Genomic DNA, 15,877 nt, shown 5'->3' with positions numbered 1-15,877 from the left:
TGCTCACCCGCCGTCTGGCGGTCGACCTGTGCCGTATGGCCGGTTGTCGCTGTCTGGGCTAGGCCCGCTCTCTCTCCCCGGGCAGGGTGCTTTTCTCCGCGTATCGCGATGCATCCGTTCCGCCCTCCCAGCGCTTCCCGCGCACCCCTCGAAGTAGCGTTCGCGCCTTCATTCGCACGTCATGGACTCAACGAAAGGGATCCTCATGGCTCGCTCCGACGTCCTGGTCTCCGCAGACTGGGCTGAGCAGAATCTCGACACCCCGGGTGTCGTCTTCGTCGAGGTCGACGAGGACACGTCGATCTACGACGACAACCACATCAAGGGCGCCGTGCGCCTCGACTGGCGCAAGGACCTGCAGGATCCGATCCGCCGCGACTTCCTCGACCAGGAGGGCTTCTCCAAGCTCCTGTCCGAGCGCGGCGTCGGCAACGACGACACCGTCGTGCTGTACGGCGGTAACAACAACTGGTTCGCGGCCTACGCCTACTGGTACTTCAAGCTGTACGGCCACCAGGACGTCAAGCTGCTCGACGGCGGCCGCAAGAAGTGGGAGCTCGACGCCCGCCCGCTGTCGACCGACGCGGTGACCCGCCCGGCCACCACCTACGTCGCCAAGCCCGTCGACCTGTCGCTGCGCGCCTTCCGCGACGAGGTGATCGACTCGATCGGCAAGAAGAACCTCATCGACGTCCGCTCGCCCGACGAGTTCTCCGGCAAGATCTCCGCGCCGGCGCACCTGCCGCAGGAGCAGGCGCAGCAGCGCGGCCACGTCCCCGGCGCGATCAACATCCCGTGGTCGACCACCGCCAACGAGGACGGCACCTTCAAGTCCGACGACGATCTCGCCGCGCTGTACGCGGAGAAGGGCTTCGACGACGCCAAGGAGACCATCGCGTACTGCCGCATCGGCGAGCGCAGCTCGCACACGTGGTTCGTGCTGCAGGAGATCCTGGGCAAGAAGAACGTCAAGAACTACGACGGCTCGTGGGTCGAGTACGGCTCCCTCGTCGGCGCCCCGATCGAGAAGTAAGGAATCGCATCATGTGTGGAGCTCCCAAGCAGGGTCAGGTCCTTCCCGCCGGTGTCGACGTCGAGAAGGAGACCGTCCTGACCGGACAGGTCCTCGACGCGGCCGGTAACCCCGTCGCCGGCGCGTTCGTACGCCTGCTCGACGGCACGGGTGAGTTCACCGCCGAGGTCGTGGCCTCCGGTACCGGCGACTACCGCTTCTTCGCGGCGCCGGGCACCTGGACGCTGCGCGCGCTGTCCTCCGTGGGCAACGGCGACACCCAGGTCTCCCCCGAGGCCAACGGCGTCTACAACCAGGACATCACCGTCTCGAAGTAGCCGCCCCACCCCCTCAATTGAACACCGTTATGGAGAGCGAATCCGCAGGTCGGATTCTCCGTAACGGTGTTCAATTGCGTTCTGGGGAGTGCATCTCACGTTTCCGTCCGCCCCGGCGTCTACTGGGCAGGATCGAGACAGGAGAGATGACATGAACAGCAGGCACATCGTGGCGGACACCGCCCTCGGCGTACTGACCGTCGTGTCCGACGGTGCCGCGGTGACGGGCGTGTACTTCCCGCACCACATCCGCCGGCCCGAGGCGGCGACCTTCGGCGAGCGGGTCGCCGCGGATCCGCTGCTCGACGAGGCGGTGCACCAGATCCGTGCGTACCTCGCGGGCGAGCGCCGCGACTTCGACCTGCCGCTCGCCTCGGGCGGCACCGAGGTCCAGGAGGCGGTGTGGACGATGGTCCGGGAGATCCCGTTCGGGGAGACCACGAGCTACGGCGCGATCGCTGAGCGGCTCGGCGGGATCGTCTCGGCGTGGGGTGTCGGGCAGGCGGTGGGCGCGAACCCCCTGTGCGTCCTGGTGCCGTGCCACCGCGTCCTCGCCTCGACGGGAGCGCTCACCGGCTATGCGGGCGGGCTGGGACGCAAGCGCACGCTTCTCGACCTCGAGGCCGCCGCGGACGGCGAGCCCTGGCTGCCCGGCTTGGGGGCCGCATGAAGCCGCCCTTCGAGCGGCTCGTCGATGAGCACGGGGCGACGGTGCTCCGGGTCTGCCGCGCCGTCCTCGGCCCGCACGACGCCGAGGACGCCTGGTCGGAGACCTTCCTCTCCGCGCTGCGCGCCTACCCGGACCTGCCGGAGTCCGCGAACGTCGAGGCCTGGCTGGTGACGATCGCGCACCGCAAGGCCATCGACCAGATCCGCGCGACGCAGCGCCGCGCCGTCCCCGTGGACGCGCTCCCGGAGCGCCCCGTCACGTCCGCCGTCGCCGACGGTGACCTCTGGGTCGCCGTGGCGGCCCTGCCGGACAAGCAGCGGCAGGCGGTGGCCTACCGCTACGCCGCCGATCTGCCCTACGCCGAGATCGCCGGGATCCTCGGCGGCACCGTCGAAGCCGCGCGCCGCGCCGCCGCCGACGGCCTGAAGAAGCTGCGCACCACGCACTCGAGGGAGGACCTCGCATGAACGACATCACCGAATCCCTATCCGCTCCCGCCGATTCCGCCACCCTGGACCGGCTCCGCGCCCGACTCACGGCCCACGCCGCCGCCGACGGTCTGCTGGACATCGCCTACACCACCGTCGACTCCCCCGTCGGTGTCCTGCTGCTCGCGGCCACTGAGAAGGGCCTCGTACGGGTCGCGTACGCCCGCGAGGACCACGACGCGGTCCTGGAATCCCTGGCGCACAAGGTCAGCCCGCGGATCCTGCGCGCCCCGCGGCGGCTCGACCTCGCGGCCCGCGAGCTGGACGAGTACTTCGCCGGTCGGCGAACCGCGTTCGACCTTCAGCTCGATCATGCACTCTCGCACGGCTTCCGGCAGCTGGTCCAGAGCCGCCTGCCCGAGATCGGGTACGGCTCCACGCTGAGCTACAAGCAGGTGGCGGAGCTGGTCGGCAACCCCGCGGCGGTCCGCGCGGTGGGCACCGCGTGCGCCACGAACCCGCTGCCGGTCGTGGTGCCTTGCCACCGCGTGATCAAGACGGACGGCGGTATCGGGCAGTACGTGGGCGGGGTCGAGGCGAAAGCCGCTCTGCTGGAACTCGAGTCGGCGGCATGACCGCGATCGACGGCCCCGCGATCGACGACGCCGACTGGGACGTCGTGGCCGCGGAGTTGGACGCGGTCGGCGGTGCGCTGCTCCCCCGCCTGCTCACCGACGCACAGACCGTCGCGCTGCGCACGTCGTACGACCGGGACGAGCTGTTCCGCAGCACCGTCGACATGGAGCGGTACCGGTTCGGGGCGGGCGAGTACCGCTACTTCGACCGGCCGTACCCCGAACCGATCGACGAACTCAAGCACGCGCTGTACCCGCACCTGCTGCCGATCACGCGACGGTGGTGGGAACGCCTGGGCCGCACACCTCCCTGGCCGGACGACCTCGACGAGTGGCTCGCCATGTGCCACGACGCCGGCCAGCGCCGGTCGACGGCGATCCTGCTCGCATACGGCGCCGGCGACTGGAACGCACTGCACCGCGACCTCTACGGCGAGCTGGTCTTCCCGCTGCAGGTGGTGATCGCCTTGAACGAGCCTGGCGTCGATCACACGGGTGGCGAGTTCCTGCTCGTCGAGCAGCGGCCGCGGGCGCAGTCCCGCGGCACCTCGTTCACGCTGCCGCGCGGCCACGGCTTCGTCTTCACCACCCGCGACCGCCCGGTCCGCTCGGCGCGGGGCTGGTCGGCAGCGCCGGTGCGGCACGGGGTTTCGACGGTGCGCTCCGGCTCCCGGCACACGCTCGCTCTGGTCTTCCACGACGCGGAGTGAGCGGGTAGCGTCGACATCAGTACCGAATCGGTACTAATGCCGACCCGAGGAGTCCCCATGCCCGCTCCCACCGACGCCGAGTACTTCGACCTCGGAGACCTCACGCTCCAGTCCGGTCACACCCTGCGCGACGCGCGCCTGGCGTACAAGACCTTCGGCGCGCTCAACGCCGACAAGTCGAACGTGATCGTCTACCCCACCTGGTACTCGGGCTGGCACACCGACAACGAGTGGCTGGTCGGCACGGACAAGACGCTCAACCCCGACGAGTACTTCATCGTCATCCCCAACATGCTGGGCAACGGCCTGTCGACCTCGCCGTCGAACGCCGCCTCGCCGTACGACCACGCCCGCTTCCCGCTCGTCACCTTCTACGACCAGGTCGAGGCGCAGCACCGGTTGCTCACCGAGAAGTGGGGGATCTCGACGATCGCGCTGGTCACCGGCTGGTCGATGGGCGCGGGCCAGACCTATCAGTGGGCGGTGAGCCATCCCGAGATGGTCGAGCGGGCGGCGCCCTTCTGCGGGTCGAGCCGCACCGCCCCGCACAACCAGGTGTTCCTGGAGTCGCTGCGGGTGGCGCTGCAGGCCGACGCGGCCTGGGCCGACGGCGACTACGACCCCGCACGGCCGCCGATCAAGGGCCTGCGCGCCTTCGCCCGGATCTACTCGGGCTGGGGCTTCTCCCAAGCCTTCTACTGGCACGAGACGTGGCGCGAGCTCGGCTTCACCTCGCTCGACGATTTCCTCTACGGCTTCTGGGAGCAGTTCTTCCGAGACGGCCGCGACCCCAACAACCTGATCGCGATGATCGGCACGTGGCACGCCGGGAACGTCGGCACCACCCCCGGATTCGACGGTGACCACGAGGCCGCGCTCCGCTCGATCCGGTGCCCGCTGCTCGCGATGCCGGCCGAGAAGGACCTCTACTTCCCTCCGGAGGACGAGGCGTGGGCCTCGCAGTTCATCGAGCACGGCGAGGTCCGTGTGATCCCCGGCGTCTGGGGGCATTTCGCGGGCGGCGGCAAGAACCCCGTCGACACGGCGTTCATCGACGGGGGCCTGCGCGACCTGCTGGCCCGTCCCGGTCGCTCCCAGCTGTAGCCGCTCGTCACGCCCCGTCGACGATGCGGTCGGCGCGGACCGCCGTGGCCTCGATGAGGCGGGCGTTCGCCTCGTCGGAGCCGGCGGCGCGCTCGCGGGCCTCGACGGGCGTGCGCCCGAACCGCATGTGCCGCTCGATGAGTCGCTCGCGCCGCAGCACCGGGTCGATGCGCAGGAACCACACCTCGTCGAGGGCGGCCCGCGCGTGCGGCCACGCGCCGGTGTCGGCGAGCAGGTAGTTGCCCTCCGTCACCACGAGCGGCACGTCCGGCGCCACCTCGATCGCGCCGCCGACGGACGCCTCGAGACCGCGGTCGAACCGGGGCGCATAGACCGTGTCCCCACCGCTGCGCAGGCGCTGCAGCAGGTGCGCGAAGCCGGCACCGTCGAAGGTGTCGATGGCGCCCTTGCGTTCCCAGCTCCCGTGCCGGCGCAGCACGGCGTCGTCGAGGTGGAAGCCGTCCATGGGGACGAGCACCGCGTCGGCGCCGAGCGCCTCGACGAGGCGCTCCGCAAGCGTCGACTTCCCGGACGCGGGCGCGCCGGCGATGCCGAGCAACGCGCGGCCCGGGCGCGTGACGAGCTCCCGTGCGCGCGTGAGCAGTTCGTCCGTCACAGCGTCGCCAGCCATGCCCTCACCCCCGGGTGTCGACACTTCGCGGAGGCGTGCGCCGCCGCGAACCGCAGCGCACCCACCGGCGCATCGCCCCGCGCGATCGCGAAGGCGTACGCCCCGTGCAGCACGTCGCCCGCGCCGAGCGTATCGACCACGGGCACGGTCGGAACCTCTACGGTGCCCGTGGCGCCGTCGATCTCGTACCGGATCGGCCCGGCACCGTCGGAGACCGCGACCACCGCCGGGCCGGTGACGGGGGCACCGTCGGGCGGACGGAAGTCCGCCGAGCAGACGGCGTGCCCCGCGTACATCAGGAGCTCGGCGAACACGGGGCGCCAGCGGCCGGCGTCGAGCACGATCGGCACGGACGCCTCGACGGCGCTCCGCATCGCCGCTCGAGCCGCGGCGGGGCCGTGCCCGTCGAGCAGCAGCACGTCGAATCCCTCGGCGTGGATCGGGGGCACGAGGTCGGGATAGCCGGTGCCGTCGAACGAGACGACCTGCCGGTCGCCCGTGGGGGCGTGCACCGTGACCGCGGAGACGGGCGGGCCGAAGCCCGGCGGCGCGAGGTCGATGAGCTCGACCCCGCACGCCGCCAGGTCCTCGTGCACGAGGTGGGCCAGCGCTCCGTCGCCGACGGGGGCCGCGAGCACCGCCCGCCCGCCGAGCGCGGCGAACACCGCGGCCGCGTTGAGCGCGGGGCCGCCACCGGAGACGTCCTGCCGGACCGCGGTGACCTTGCCGTTGCGCGGGGGCAGCTCCTCCACGCGGGAGATCACGTCGACGGTGGCCAGACCCACGAACAGGCCCGACGGCTTACGGTCCACCCGCGGCCTCCTCGTCGGTCGGCGCGAGCGCGCCGGTCATGAGCGCGACGACCTCGGACATGCTGCGCTGCTTCGGGTCGACGACGGCGGCGCGGCGGCCGAGCCGGTGCACGTGGATCCGGTCGGCGACCTCGAAGACGTGCGGCATGTCGTGGCTGATCAGGATCACGGGCGTGCCGCGATCGCGGATCTGCCGGATCAGATCGATGACCTGCCCCGATTCGCGGACGCCGAGGGCCGCCGTCGGCTCGTCCATGATGATCACCTTCTTGCCGAAGGCTGCCGCCCGCACCACCGCGACGCCCTGCCGCTGGCCGCCGGAGAGCGTTTCGACCGCTTGCGTCGGCGACTTGATGCCGATCTTGAGGTCCGCGAGGTGGCCCGCTGCCGCGTCGCGCATCGCCCTGCGGTCGAGCTGTCGGAACACCGAGCCGAGGATCCCCGGCTTGCGCAGCTCCCGCCCCAGGTAGACATTGGCCGCGATGTCCAGCGCGGGGATCACCGCGAGGTCCTGGTAGACGGTCTCGATCCCCGCGTTGCGGGCGTCGAGCGTGCTCTTGAAGTGGACCGGCGCACCGTCGAGCAGGATCTCGCCCTCGTTCGGGACCAGCGCCCCCGAGAGCGCCTTGATGAGGCTGGACTTGCCGGCTCCGTTGTCGCCGATCACGGCGAGCACCTCGCCGGCGCGGAGCTCGAAGTCGGCGCCCGCGATCGCCTGGACCTGCCCGTACTTCTTGACCAGGCCCTTCGCCTCGAGCACCGGCCTGGCATCCTGCGCGCTCATTGCAGCCTCCTGCGCGAGATCTGGTCCAGCGCAACGGCGGCGATCACGAGGACGCCCGTCGCGATGTTCTGGTAGAGGTTGTCGATCCCGACGAGAGTGAGCCCGTTGCGCAGCACGCCGACGATCAGCGCGCCGACGAGCGTGCCCAGCACCGAGCCGCGGCCGCCGAAGAGGCTGGTGCCGCCGATCACGACCGCGGTGATCGTGTCGAGGTTGGCGGTCTGGAAGGCGTTGGGGTCGGCCGTCGGGATGCGCCCGAGGGCCGCCCACGCCGCGATCGCCGCGATGACGCCCGACGCGAGGTACACGCCGAACACCGTCTTGGAGGTCTTGATGCCCGCCAGCGACGCCGAGACCGGATTGCCGCCCACCGCGTACACGTGCCGGCCGGTGGCCGTGCGGTTGAGCACGTACCAGGCCACCGCGTACACGATCAGCAGCACGAGCAGGCCCAGCGTGAGCGGGAACCCGAAGATCTTGAAGCCCGTACCGAGAGCCGTCAGCGGACCGTCGGCGACGCGGTAGGTCTGCGAGCCGGCGTAGAGCTGCGTGGCCGCCGCGACGATGGTGAACATGCCCAGGGTCACGATGAAGGGCGGCAGCTTGAGCACCGTCACCAGGGCACCGTTGATCGCGCCGATGAGCACGCACACGCCGAGCGCGACGACCATGGCGAGGACCGGGTCGGTGCCGGCCACCTTCGCCAGGACGACGGTGCCGAGCACGCACGTCGCGCCGATCGACAGGTCGATGCCGGCAGTGAGGATGATCAGCGATTGCGCCACCGCCAGGATCCCGATCACCATGGACTGCTGCAGGATCAGCGAGATGTTGTAGCCCGTCGCGAACTGCGGCGTGAGGATGAAGAACACGACGCACGCGACGACGAGCGCCGCGAGCGGTCCGGCGAGCGGCTCACGCAGGAGCCGTTGGAAGGTCGAAGCGGACACGTGTCAGCCCCAGCAGTTCTGCTCGCCCCACGCGGTGTCCTTCGACGGGACGCCGGCGACGGGCTTGTCGGTCACCAGCTGCGAGCCGGTGTTGGTGAATCCGGAAGGCTTGGTGCCGTTCTGGGCGAAGGCGACCACCGCGTCGACGCCCTGCTCGGCCATCTTCGCGGGGAACTGCAGCACCGTGGCGCCGATGATGCCCGCCTTGACGTTCCGGACGCCGGTGCAGCTGCCGTCGACGGAGCCGATCACCAGCTGGCCGGCCTTGCCCGCCTTCTTGGCCGCCTCGTAGCCGCCCGCCGCCGCGGGCTCGTTGATCGTGTACAGCGAGTTGGCGTCCGGGACGCGCTGGAGCAGGTTCTCCATGGCGGTCTGGGCCTTGGTCTGGTCGCCGTTGGTGTTCTCCTTGCCCGCCACCTCGGGGCTGTTCTCCGTGAGGCCGATGCCCTCCAGGAAGCCCTGGTGCCGGAAGGTGTCGACGGTGCCGCCCGGCGTCCCGTCGAGCATGAGGAGCTTGGGGGCCTTCCCCGCGAGCGCGCCCTTGACCCACGCGCCCTGCAGGCGTCCGGCCTCCTTGTTGTCGGTGGCGAAGGTCGCGTCGACGGCGTTCTCCGGATCGGTCGCCGTGTCCAGCGCGATGACGATGACGCCCGCGTCGCGCGCCTTCTTGATCGCCGCCAGGATGCCGCTCGACGAGTTGGGGGTGATGAGGATGCCCTTGACGCCCTGGCTGACCAGGTTCTCGATGGCGGCGACCTGGCCCTCGTTGTCCCCGTCGAACTTGCCCGCGAGCGCGACGAGATTCGCCCCCTTCGCCTCGGCCTCCTTCTTGGCGGCCTCGCGGATCTTCACGAAGAACGGGTTGGTGTCGGTCTTGGTGATGAGGCCGACCTTCACGCCGCCGGAGTCCCCGCCGTCGCGGTTGCAGGCGGCCACGGAGGTGAGGCCGACGGTGAGAGCGCAGCAGATCGCGGCGATGCGCACGGTGTTCCGACTGGTCATGGAAGGCTCCGATCGATTGTGTGATGGATCACATGGTTCCGGGTAGCCAGGACGCTATACCCGCAGTCAGGACCCGCGCAAGGGTTTGCGCAAACGCTTGCGCGTCGTGGAGCGGTGCGGGCATGATGGTGCGATGGGGAACATGGCCGACGTCGCCGCCGCAGCCGGCGTGTCGATCAGCACCGTCTCCCATGTGATCAACGAGACGCGGCGCGTGGATCCGCGCACCCGGGACGCGGTGCTCGAGGCGATCGTGGCCACGGGCTACCGCCGCAACGCGCTCGCCGCCGCGCTCGCCACCTCACGCTCCGGCGTTCTGGCACTGAGCATCTCGGCCTGGCAGAACCCCTACTTCGCGCCGCTCGTGCGCGCCATCGAGTCCCGCGCGGGCGAACTCGGCTACGCCCTGATGATGGGCGACTCGCACGACGATCCGACCATCGAGTCCTCGCTCGTGGGGTCGCTGCTCGATCGGCGCGCGGACGGCCTGATCCTCGCGCCCGCACCCCGCGCCGAGCGCACCACCATTCCGATGATCCGCAGCGCGGGCACCCCCCTGGTCCTCATCGACCGCCTGTCGTCGGCCCCCGTCGACCAGTTGGCCTCGGAGGGCTCCGAACCGGTGGCGCGCCTGACCTCCCACCTCATCGAGCTGGGCCACGTGCAGATCGGCGCGATCACGGGCCGGCGCGGCATCCAGTCCTCCGTCGAGCGCGCCGAGGCCTTCACCACGGCGATGGCCGCCGCGGGACTGCACGCCGCCCCGCGGCACATGCGCTGCGGCGATTCGAGCGTCGATGAGGCGTACACGCAGACTCTCGCGATGTTCCGCGGCCGCGGCCCGCGCCCCACGGCCCTGGTCGTGCTCAACAACGCCATGACGGTCGGTGTGATGCGCGCCCTGCGGGAGCTGGAGTTGCGAGTCCCGCAGGACGTCGCGCTGGTCTGCTACGACGATTTCGAGTGGTCGGACCTGTTCACGCCCGGGCTCACCGCCGTCGCCCAGGACGTCGAGTCGATGGGTCGGCGGGCCGTCGACCTGCTCGTCGAGCGGATCGACGGGTTCGACGGTCCGCGGCGCGTCGAGCGGCTGCCCACCACCTTCCACCACCGGGACTCGTGCGGTTGCGAGCGCGTGCGCGCCGGGGTCTAGTATCGACGGCATGGTCATCTTCTTCGAGATCCTCATGGCGGTGGCATCGGTCGCGATCTTCGCGTTCGCCGTGTTCGTGCTGTACCGCGTCCTCACCGACGGCCAGTAGGCGCCCGTGAGCGACGAGGCCACGCCCCCGTCCGACGCTGCGGCCGGTTCCGGCCAAGAGGCGCTGGACGCTGCGATCGAACGCTCCGAGACCACGTCGTCGCGCAACATCTCGAACCTCCCGGGTCTGCCCCTCGCCGACGACACGGCCAACCTGCGACAGGGCCCCGACCTGCACTCGGGCCTCCTCGGCCTGCTGCCGCTCGTCGGCGTCTGGCGCGGTGAGGGCGAGGGCCACGACGCGTCCGGCGACTACCACTTCGGCCAGCAGATCGTCGTCAGCCACGACGGCCAGAACTTCCTCTCCTGGGAGTCGCGGTCGTGGAAGCTCGACGATCAGGGCGAGTTCTCCGAGCCCGACCTGCGCGAGGCCGGCTTCTGGCGGATCGGCGAGGACGACGAGATCGAGTTCGTCGTCACCCACGCCAGCGGCATCGTCGAGCTGTACTACGGCAAGCCCGTCTCCCAGACCGCGTGGGAGCTCGAGGCCGACGTGGTCATCCGCTCCAAGACCTCCCCGCTGGCCGGCGCGTCCAAGCGCCTGTACGGCCTCGTCGACCAGGGCGGTTCCCTCGCCTACGTCGAGGAGCGCATCGATGCCGACGGTGCGCTCGTCCCCCGCTTGAGTGCCAAACTGAACCGCTACGCCGGCTGACTCCGCTTCCCCCTCCCGGCTGCGGGCAGAACGGGTGCGGGAAGCCATCCGCACCCCTTGCGCGCAGTCGCACCCGGCATGCCGGGTGCGCTCGGGTGAAACGGGGGCGGGAGCCCATCCGCACCCGAAATGACTCGACGCCGTGCCAGCTCTGCACCTCGCCGCGACTTGTCAGTGCGATCACGTAGGTTGACTCCTAAGTCATATTACGTTGCGCGATAGTATCGCGAGGCGATAGGATGTCGATGATTCGCACCTTCAACAACTCGGAGACCGAGGCGATCTGGGATCTCACCTTCACGAAACGAGTCGGCCCACAACTCGCTCAACGGGCGCGCGTCAAACTTCAGCTGTTGGACGCGGCCGGCAGTCTTGAAGACCTGCGGATCCCGCCGGGGAATCGGCTGGAAAAGCTGAGCGGCGATCGCGAAGGCCAGCACAGCATTCGCGTGAACTCCCAGTGGCGCATCTGCTTCCGCTGGGATGAAGGCGCGTTCGATGTCGAACTCGTCGACTACCACTGAAAGGAGCAGCCGTGACCGACTTCCTCCCCAGCCATCCTGGCGAGATTCTGATGGCAGAGTTCCTCGAGCCACTCGGAATCAGCCAGTACGCTCTGGCCAAGGCGGCCGGGGTACCACTGCCTCGGATCAACGCGATCGTCAACGCGAAGCGCTCGATCACTGCCGACACGGGCCTACGCATCTCCCGCGTGCTCGGACTCTCCGAGATGTACTGGATCACCTTGCAGGCGCGGTACGACGCAGATCTGGCGCGGGCACTGATCGCGGACGAACTGGCCGCGATCACACCGCTTGCAGGCTGACCCCGCTTCCACCCGTCCCGGCTGCGGGCAGAACGGGTGCGGGAACCCATCCGCACCCCTTGCGCGCAGTCGCACCCGGCATGCCGGGTGCGCTCGGGTGAAACGGGGGCGGGAGCCCATCCGCACCCGAAATGCCTCGACGCGCGGCCGTCCACTGCTCCGAAGCACGCTGCCCGACCGCGGAATTCATCCGATCGGACGACGCGCCGCGGGCAGCGCGCCGACTACCGTCGAACGATGCGACAACTTCTCGCGATGACGGCTGTCATCACCCTGGTCGCGGGGTGTTCCGCGACACCCGCGAAGCAGGCTGCCGCGCCGACTCCGCCGGCCTCGACCACGGCATCGACCGCCGCGCTCACGGACGCCAACAGCGCCACGGGCAAGGTCGACGGGGTCACCGTCAGGGCCTCCATGCCCGACGGTGCCGCTCCCTCCGGTGAGAAGCTCAGTGTCGCAGCCTCCTCCACGGAGATCCCTGCGGCGAAGGCTCAGGTGGATGGCGTCAAGACGGTGCGAGTCCGGCTCGGGGACTCGGGCGCGCAGCCGACCAAGCCGATCACCCTGACGTTCGATCTCTCCGGCAAGCCGGAACTCGCCGCGAAGTTCAGCGACACGGTGATCCCCGTCGTCGAGTCCGTTTCCGAAGACGGCGACGCGGCCGACCTGGTCCGCGCCACCTGGGATCCCGCCGGCCGCACCGTCACCGCGACGACCACCCACCTCAGCGACTTCCGTCTCGGCGCGATCGACCTCGGCAAGGTCGCGGACGGATTCGCCGCCGCGTACAGATACATCCGCGGCGACTCCACGTCGTCCTGCCGTGCGTCGAGCGAGGTGAAGATCAAGGACACCACGTACACCCTCACCGCTACGACGCCGGGACCCGTGGCGGGCTGCTTGACGAACGCGGGCGGCGCCGTCGCAGTCGACTTCACCAACGCCACACAGCAGTTCTACGCGGTGACATCCACACCCAAAGGCGCGTGGACCAGCACCGTGAGGCCGGACCTGTCCAATCTCGCGGCACGGCTGGCCAGCGCGCTCGGCAATGCGAAGATCTCCGACCTTCTGACCGGACGCGGAACCGGACGACTCACGTTCGGTCCCGGCACCACCCGGGCGACCATCAACCTCCGCGCCGACCCGGCCGCGCTCCAGGCGGCGACGATCATCACCGGCCTGGAGATGCTGACGGGTATGCGCGCGGTCGGCGGGGTGGTCAAGGCCGCTCCCGCGATCCTCGACTCGGGGACCGACCTCTCCACCGTGTCGACCTGCCTCGGTCAGGCGCTCGACTTCGCCGACGCCAAGCCCGGCCAGAAGGTCACCCCGGACGAATTCCGACGGGCCATGTCGACATCCTCCGGCTGCGCGAGCGCTGCGATCGAGGCGGGCGCGAAGAACTCGATCGTCAAGCAGGCGTACAGCACGCTCGGCACCGTCTTCGCGATCACCGGCGACCTGCCGAGCCAGTTGGCGGCGACCGTGACCGGCGCGATCGGCGAGGTGGTCGGCGACAACTCACTCGACTTCGCGCTCACCAGTTCGGCTCCGTCGACCTCCGTCAAGCCCTCAGCCGAGGGGCCGACGACGATCGACCGGGTCCAGGTCGACACCTGGGCCTACGACAAGGTCGGACCCGACACGTACACGATCCCGCGTGGCGGGCCGGCGACGGTGTACTTCCAGTGGAAGGCGTTCAGCGGCAGCGCGGAGACCCGCGGCGACTGCGAGTCGACCATCACCGTCACCGGCGGCGGCACGACGAAGACCAAGATCACGAGCAACTGCGGTTCCTACAACCCCGGAACGTACTTCGAGCTGAGGAACCGCGGCACGTACACCGCGACCATCACCATCGTCCAGAAGGGCGGCGGCACGACCACCGCGACCAAGACGGTCACCCTCCAGTAGGCCCCGGAACCGACGGAAGCCCCCTCCGGGCGTGAACATCACGCGCCGGAGGGGGCTCCGCTATTCCAGGTGGGCGACCGCCGTCAGGCGGCGGCCACCTCCTCAGTCCTGAAATTCACCATTTCTCGGACCACCTCCTTTCGATTGACGTCTTCGACGGTACGCCCGCGCGGCACCGTCGGCAACGGAATTACTCGGAGAGCGAAAGCGCAGGTCAGGAGGTTTTCTCGCCGTACCACTCGGCGAACTGCTTCGACGATGCCCAGCGCGAGTAGGTGGGGCCCTGGGGCCAGCCGTCGGGCACGTCCTGCCACTCCTCCTGGCGACCGTAGGGCAGCACGTCGAGGAGGCCGAAGGTGTAGGACACCTGCTCGGCGCCGCGGCTGAAGGTCTGCCAGAGGTGGTAGACGGTGTCGCCGTCGCGGACGAAGGTGTTGTAGGCGAAGCCGCCTCCGGGGCCGGCGCCCACCTCGGTCCCGAAGTCCGAGCCGTTGGTGGAGTACCAGGTCATGGTGTTCCCGACGCGCTTCTTGTAGGCGAGCACCTCGTCCATCGGGCCGTTGGTGATCACCACCATCCGCGCATCCCAGTTGTCGAGGAACTCCATGCGCGCGTAATGCGCTGTGACACCGGTGCATCCGGGACACTGCCACTCGTTGCCGTCGGTCCACATGTGGTGGTAGGTGATGAGCTGGCTCTTACCGTCGAAGACCTCGGCGAGGCTCACCTCGGAGCCGTCCTCGGCGATCAGCCGGTACTCGGGCAGCCGCACGGCGGGCAGTCGCCGGCGCTGCGCGGCGATGGCATCGAGCTCGCGGGTGGCGGCCTTCTCACGGGCGCGCAACTCGTCGATCTGCTGCTGCCAGGTGTCGCGGTCGACGACGGGCGGGACGGCGGTCATGATGGATTCCTCTCCGGTGATGGATGATTCGCAGGTTCAGGGACGGAAGCGGGTCTGAGCGAACTCGTCGCCGCGGGCGAACGACAGGATCTTGACGGGGCGGACCCCGAAGACGGGCAGCGAGGCGGCGTCGGGGTTCGGGGCCTGCCCGTCGGTGCGATGCCGGAAGCCCGCGTCGTCCACGTCGTAGGGCCAGTCGAGCCGGGACTCCCACATCCGGGCGAGCGTTTCGAGTACGGCGCGATCGGTGCACCGTTCCGCGGAGCCCTCCACGGTCACGTCATGGCCACGCAGGTACTCGTTGCTCCCGGTGGTGAGCACGCAGCGCGGGTTCCGCACCAGGTTCACGGCCTTCTGCTCCTCCCACCCGGTCACGAAGTACAGCGCACCGCCGAGCCACATGGCCGGCAGTGGACAGACGTGCGGACTGCCGTCGGCTCGCACGGTGCTGAGCCAGAACATCTCGGCGTCGTCCAGGATCCGCTCGACGTCCGCCCACGGCGTTGCGACAGCACCCGGGGTACTGAAACCGGTGTGCAGAACCGGAACGGGTCCGATGCTCGTGGTCATGGCGACTCCTTACATGTTCACAGCGTCCACATCTGTTATGTTCACACCGTACACTTGAGCGACAGGGGACACAAGGGGATGGCGTACCACCACGGCGACCTCGCACAGGCACTCGTCGACGCGGGCCTGGAGGTCACGCGCGGCGGCGGACCGTCGGCGTTGACCATCCGCGAGGTCACCCGCCGCGTGGGCGTCAGCCCGAACGCCGCCTATCGTCATTTCCCTGACCGCCTCGCTCTGCTCCGCGCCGTGAGTACCGCGATCGAGCAGCGCATGGCCGACGCGATGCCCGTCCACCCGGACCAGGGCCCGAAGGACCGACTGCGCGCAGTGGGCCTCGGCTACATCGCCTTCGCGCTCGCCGAGCCCGGCTGGTTCTCGGTCTGCTTCTTCGGCGACGAGGCCCCCGATCCCGAGTCGCTGAGCGGCATTCCGCCGTACGTCGCGCTGTCCGAGTCACTCGACCTCATGGTGCACGCGGGCCTGTTGCGCCCCGAGTCCCGACGGTCCGCCACCTGGTCCTGCTGGTCGATGGTGCACGGCTTCGCCGAGATGGCGCTGCGCGGACCGCTGCACCACCTCCCCGGCGATCAGCAGTGGCCGCTGGCCGAGGCCGCCGTCGACACCGCGATCACCGGAATCCTGCGCGACTGAGCCCTCGGGGGCACGAT

At 69.7% G+C, this 15,877-nt stretch carries 20 protein-coding genes; 13 read left to right on the top strand and 7 right to left on the bottom strand.

The genetic code is table 11. The features are described from left to right. The first annotated feature begins 205 nt into the window (after nt 1–205). From AXK61_RS10625 to AXK61_RS10595, 7 genes are all read left to right on the top strand, one after another. Complete coding sequence (locus tag AXK61_RS10625) at nt 206–1,033, top strand: sulfurtransferase (RefSeq protein WP_068573083.1); 828 nt, start codon at nt 206–208, stop codon at nt 1,031–1,033. Nucleotides 1,034–1,044: 11 nt separating this feature from the next. Beyond that, entirely contained in the window at nt 1,045–1,350 is a 306-nt protein-coding gene (locus AXK61_RS10620; RefSeq protein ID WP_068573081.1) for a DUF1416 domain-containing protein, read from the top strand. Nucleotides 1,351–1,501: 151 nt separating this feature from the next. Then, nucleotides 1,502–2,020 carry a methylated-DNA--[protein]-cysteine S-methyltransferase gene (locus AXK61_RS10615; protein ID WP_068745204.1) on the top strand — a complete coding sequence of 173 codons (519 nt, stop codon included), beginning with the start codon at nt 1,502–1,504 and terminating at the stop codon, nt 2,018–2,020. After that, nucleotides 2,017–2,487, top strand: a complete 471-nt coding sequence (locus AXK61_RS10610) for an RNA polymerase sigma factor (RefSeq protein WP_068573078.1) — start codon at nt 2,017–2,019, stop codon at nt 2,485–2,487. The genes AXK61_RS10615 and AXK61_RS10610 overlap by 4 nt, the downstream gene beginning before the upstream one ends. Further along, nucleotides 2,484–3,083, top strand: a complete 600-nt coding sequence (locus tag AXK61_RS10605; protein WP_068573076.1) for a methylated-DNA--[protein]-cysteine S-methyltransferase — start codon at nt 2,484–2,486, stop codon at nt 3,081–3,083. The genes AXK61_RS10610 and AXK61_RS10605 overlap by 4 nt, the downstream gene beginning before the upstream one ends. Continuing rightward, the gene (locus AXK61_RS10600) at nt 3,080–3,793 is read left to right on the top strand and encodes a 2OG-Fe(II) oxygenase (protein ID WP_068573074.1); all 714 of its coding nucleotides are present in this window, start codon (nt 3,080–3,082) and stop codon (nt 3,791–3,793) included. Before AXK61_RS10605 ends, AXK61_RS10600 begins: the two co-directional genes overlap by 4 nt. A gap of 57 nt (nt 3,794–3,850) precedes the next feature. Continuing rightward, nucleotides 3,851–4,897: an alpha/beta fold hydrolase gene (locus AXK61_RS10595; protein WP_068745202.1), complete on the top strand. Its 1,047-nt coding sequence runs from the start codon at nt 3,851–3,853 to the stop codon at nt 4,895–4,897. A 7-nt stretch (nt 4,898–4,904) separates the two neighbouring features. On the opposite strand, the gene AXK61_RS10590 is transcribed toward AXK61_RS10595, so the two are convergent. From AXK61_RS10590 to AXK61_RS10570, 5 genes are read right to left on the bottom strand one after another with little or no spacing between them, the layout of a single operon-like run. Beyond that, nucleotides 4,905–5,528, bottom strand: a complete 624-nt coding sequence (locus tag AXK61_RS10590) for a nucleoside/nucleotide kinase family protein (protein ID WP_068573070.1) — start codon at nt 5,526–5,528, stop codon at nt 4,905–4,907. Continuing rightward, the gene (locus tag AXK61_RS10585; protein WP_068745200.1) at nt 5,510–6,340 is read right to left on the bottom strand and encodes a PfkB family carbohydrate kinase; all 831 of its coding nucleotides are present in this window, start codon (nt 6,338–6,340) and stop codon (nt 5,510–5,512) included. Before AXK61_RS10585 ends, AXK61_RS10590 begins: the two co-directional genes overlap by 19 nt. After that, nucleotides 6,330–7,124: an ATP-binding cassette domain-containing protein gene (locus AXK61_RS10580; RefSeq protein WP_068573066.1), complete on the bottom strand. Its 795-nt coding sequence runs from the start codon at nt 7,122–7,124 to the stop codon at nt 6,330–6,332. Before AXK61_RS10580 ends, AXK61_RS10585 begins: the two co-directional genes overlap by 11 nt. Further along, nucleotides 7,121–8,074: an ABC transporter permease gene (locus AXK61_RS10575; protein WP_068573063.1), complete on the bottom strand. Its 954-nt coding sequence runs from the start codon at nt 8,072–8,074 to the stop codon at nt 7,121–7,123. Before AXK61_RS10575 ends, AXK61_RS10580 begins: the two co-directional genes overlap by 4 nt. Nucleotides 8,075–8,077: 3 nt before the next feature. Then, nucleotides 8,078–9,076 carry a substrate-binding domain-containing protein gene (locus tag AXK61_RS10570; protein WP_068573061.1) on the bottom strand — a complete coding sequence of 333 codons (999 nt, stop codon included), beginning with the start codon at nt 9,074–9,076 and terminating at the stop codon, nt 8,078–8,080. A gap of 133 nt (nt 9,077–9,209) precedes the next feature. Here AXK61_RS10570 and AXK61_RS10565 point away from each other — a divergent pair, with 133 nt between their 5' ends. From AXK61_RS10565 to AXK61_RS10545, 5 genes are all read left to right on the top strand, one after another. Then, complete coding sequence (locus AXK61_RS10565) at nt 9,210–10,229, top strand: LacI family DNA-binding transcriptional regulator (protein WP_068745198.1); 1,020 nt, start codon at nt 9,210–9,212, stop codon at nt 10,227–10,229. A 115-nt stretch (nt 10,230–10,344) separates the two neighbouring features. After that, entirely contained in the window at nt 10,345–10,992 is a 648-nt protein-coding gene (locus AXK61_RS10560) for a heme-binding beta-barrel domain-containing protein (RefSeq protein ID WP_068573057.1), read from the top strand. Between the two features lie 245 nt (nt 10,993–11,237). Then, nucleotides 11,238–11,516, top strand: a complete 279-nt coding sequence (locus tag AXK61_RS10555) for a type II toxin-antitoxin system RelE/ParE family toxin (protein ID WP_068573424.1) — start codon at nt 11,238–11,240, stop codon at nt 11,514–11,516. A gap of 11 nt (nt 11,517–11,527) precedes the next feature. Then, nucleotides 11,528–11,818 carry a HigA family addiction module antitoxin gene (locus AXK61_RS10550; RefSeq protein ID WP_082778090.1) on the top strand — a complete coding sequence of 97 codons (291 nt, stop codon included), beginning with the start codon at nt 11,528–11,530 and terminating at the stop codon, nt 11,816–11,818. Between the two features lie 237 nt (nt 11,819–12,055). Then, on the top strand, nt 12,056–13,735 hold the full coding sequence (locus AXK61_RS10545) for a hypothetical protein (protein WP_156485630.1): 1,680 nt from the start codon (nt 12,056–12,058) through the stop codon (nt 13,733–13,735). A 214-nt stretch (nt 13,736–13,949) separates the two neighbouring features. On the opposite strand, the gene AXK61_RS10540 is transcribed toward AXK61_RS10545, so the two are convergent. Next, complete coding sequence (locus AXK61_RS10540; protein WP_068745194.1) at nt 13,950–14,636, bottom strand: DUF899 family protein; 687 nt, start codon at nt 14,634–14,636, stop codon at nt 13,950–13,952. Nucleotides 14,637–14,672: 36 nt separating this feature from the next. Then, complete coding sequence (locus AXK61_RS10535; protein WP_068745192.1) at nt 14,673–15,206, bottom strand: pyridoxamine 5'-phosphate oxidase family protein; 534 nt, start codon at nt 15,204–15,206, stop codon at nt 14,673–14,675. A gap of 54 nt (nt 15,207–15,260) precedes the next feature. On the opposite strand from AXK61_RS10535, the gene AXK61_RS10530 reads away from it, so the two are divergent. Then, nucleotides 15,261–15,860 (top strand): TetR/AcrR family transcriptional regulator, encoded by a 600-nt coding sequence (locus tag AXK61_RS10530; protein WP_231855503.1) that lies wholly within the window; start codon nt 15,261–15,263, stop codon nt 15,858–15,860. Nucleotides 15,861–15,877 lie beyond the last annotated feature (17 nt).

The organism is Tsukamurella pseudospumae, from assembly GCF_001575205.1.
Lineage (GTDB): Bacteria > Actinomycetota > Actinomycetes > Mycobacteriales > Mycobacteriaceae > Tsukamurella > Tsukamurella pseudospumae.
This window is presented reverse-complemented; position numbering and strand designations above follow the sequence as displayed.